At 64.0% G+C, this 2,933-nt stretch carries 2 protein-coding genes; both read right to left on the bottom strand.

The genetic code is table 11. The annotated features are described in order from the left end of the window. A partial coding sequence (locus VMA74_RS17960) for a cellulase (protein ID WP_325369457.1) occupies positions 1–2,073 on the bottom strand: 2,073 nt, incomplete at its 3' end. Between the two features lie 233 nt (positions 2,074–2,306). Then, a partial coding sequence (locus VMA74_RS17955; protein ID WP_325369456.1) for a TonB-dependent receptor domain-containing protein occupies positions 2,307–2,933 on the bottom strand: 627 nt, incomplete at its 5' end.

The raw sequence follows: 2,933 nt of genomic DNA, 5'->3' as shown, positions 1-2,933 counted from the left end.
GTCCACGCTGCCGAGCTGGCCCACCGCGAAGATCGTCGGTGCTGCACTGCCCGGCGCCGATTTGCCGAAGCCGAAGTCACGCACATCGGCCAGCTCGCCGAGCTTCGTCAGCGCACTGCCATCGTCATGTGCGCGCAGCAGGCCAAGACCTTCGCCGCCGACGTACACCACACCGGCGGCATCGGGCGCTGCGCGTATCCACGCGATAGAACCGTGATTCAAGCGCTCGCCCAGGGCACCGCCAATCACCTGGAAATGCGCACCGCCATCGCGGCTCACCAGCACCTGCGTGGCATGGCCTTGATGACCGAAGAAACGCCCTTCATAAGCATAGAAACGCTTGGGATCGACCCGATCGCTGAGCACGCGTGCATGCTGTGGCAAGCCGTCGACCGCCTGCCAATGCTTGCCGAAATCATGCGTGAGGTAGGCATGCGCGGCGCCACGCGGCAGCCACAGTACCGCCGAACCATCCGCGGCGATGGCAATGGTGCCGGCGCCCTCACCGGACGGCTCCGGCTCGCTGGCGAACGCATGCCAATGCGCGCCGCCGTCCTCGGAGTAAGCGGCGCGGATCGCCGGATCGAACGGCTTGCGCAGATAGCCGCTGCGCACCATCCACGCCGGCTTGTTTTGCGCGAAATCGATGCTCTCGCTATTGGCATAGCGCGGCGGCGCAGTGAATTGCAGCTGCGCCACATCAAGATCATCATGCTTGTAGCCATCCAGGTCGCCGATCGCGCTCAGCAGATGCGCACCTTGCGGCGGGCTGATCAAGTCCAGCGCCACGGTTTCTTCCAGGCCGCGATCCTGGAACTGCCAGTGCACGTCGCCGCCATGATCGGCCCGGCGCATATCGGTGGACATCCACACGCCGTAGCCGGTGACGAACCACACGCGATCCGAATCGTGCGGATCGATGGCGATGGAAGCGAGCCAGTGCGGCGTGTGTTCGCGCACCCATACCGGGTCGCTGTCGTCGAACTGCGAGCGCGCGAAAATTTCCTGCCAGTGACGGCCACCGTCGGTGCTGCGGAACAGCTCGTCCTTGGGCGTGTAATGGGCGAAGGTCGCCGTCATCACCACGTTCGGATGGCTGGGATCGACGGCGACCGAACCCCAGCCATAGCCGCTCGGCGTGCCGATCACATGCGGCAGCGGCGTGATGTCCGTCCAGCTTTGGGTCGCCGCTACGTATTTCCACACCGCACCGTCGTGCATGGTGTCCGGGCCGGGTTCGTCGCCGTAGCTCAGGTAATACGCACCATCGCCGGCACGGACCATGTGATTGGGACGCAAGCCGATCGGTTGGCCGGAGACGGGATTCCAGGTCCGTCCGCCATCGATGGATCGGAAAAGACTGGTTTGCCGGGTGGAAACGCCGGCGTAGAGCGTGCCGGTTGGTTGGCCCGGCGTGCCGCTGCTGGGATCGAACACCACGAACACGATGCCGATGGCCTGCCGCCGCCAGTTGTTTTTCGCGCTCGCCGACAGCGACGTGGCGACCGCCGGAAAACTGTCGACCTTGTTCCAGTGCGCGCCGTAGTCATCGCTGCGCCACAAGCCCGCATCACGCGAGCCGAGGAACAGGATGCGGCCATCGTTGGGATCCACCGCCAGGCGCTCGCCATCGCCGCGCCCCAATTCGTTGCCGCCCATCTTGAACGGCAGGTTGGTGCGCTGGAAATGCGCGCCGCGATCGGTCGAGCGCAGTACGGCCGCATTGCCGACGTGCGGATCGTTGTAGGTGCCCGATAGCAGATAGACGCGATCGGCGTCGTGCGGATCGACGGCAAGGCTGTCGATGCCCAGCAGGTTGTTGTCCGCCGCGCCGAGCCAATCGGTAAGCGCCGTCCAGCGCATGGCCGATTGATCCCAGCGATACGCGCCGCCGACGTCGGTGCGGGCGTAAAGCAAACCCTGTGCGGCGGGCTGGTAAACCAGGCCGCTGACGAAACCGCCGCCGCCGATGCGGACACTGGTGAAGTGGTAGGGCGTAGCGGTGGGTTGGCTGGCCTGCACGCTCAACGTGAAGAACAGTGAGCAGGCAATCATGCCGATGTTTCTGAGCATATCTAAAAAGCCCCTTCTCGCTTCGCCGTCATTCCGATGCGAAGAAGGCGGCCGTAGGCTGGGATGGCTTCCCAGCTTGCTGGTGGTGGCATTTGATGCTGGGATGTCATCCCAGCCTACGCGGCTTCGCCGGAACGATGCGGTGAGGGTTTGCCGCGAAATTCGCCCCTCACCGCAACCCGCTCCCCCCTCTTTGATCAAGCATGGGGGAGCGGGAGTGACACGCCGTTGCATCAGAACGTCGCCCGCATCACCAGCTCATAACGCCGGTCGGTAACGAACCAGCCGCGTGGGTACAGGTTGTAGTCCACGACGCCATTGCCGTAGCTGGTCGGACCCATGATCGTCTTCACCGTCGCGTTGGTGAGGTTGTTCATGGTCAGGCCAACCTGCACGTTCTTGTTGATCGTGTAGAACACCGAGGCGTCGAGCTGGCCGTAGCTGTCCGACCACATCGGCAAGTGCGTGTTGGCGTCGCTGGTGCTGAGCAGGTAGCGCGAGCGCCAGCTATAGGCCATGCGCGCCTGCCAGTTGCCGAGCTGGTACATGCCGGTCAGGTTGAAGCTGTTCTTGGACAGGCCGACCAATGGCAGCGGGAAGCCGGTGACCACGGCGCCGCTGTAGGGGTTGGTGGCCGTGTTGACGCCGCCCTCGCTGTGCACGTAGGTGTAGTTGGCCTGCATGCCGAGGCCTTTCAGTGCACCCGGCAGGAAATCGAAGAACTGGTTGTAGCCCACCTCGGCGCCGCGCACCATGCCGGTGCCGATGTTGTACGGGCGCGTCACCGACCATTGCTGGTTGTTGTAGGTCTCCGTGTAGGTTTCCTGCGCGATGTAATTGCCGATGTCCTTGAAGAACGC

The organism is Dyella sp., from assembly GCF_035508675.1.
In the GTDB taxonomy this organism is placed as follows: Bacteria; Pseudomonadota; Gammaproteobacteria; order Xanthomonadales; family Rhodanobacteraceae; genus Dyella_B.
This window is presented reverse-complemented; position numbering and strand designations above follow the sequence as displayed.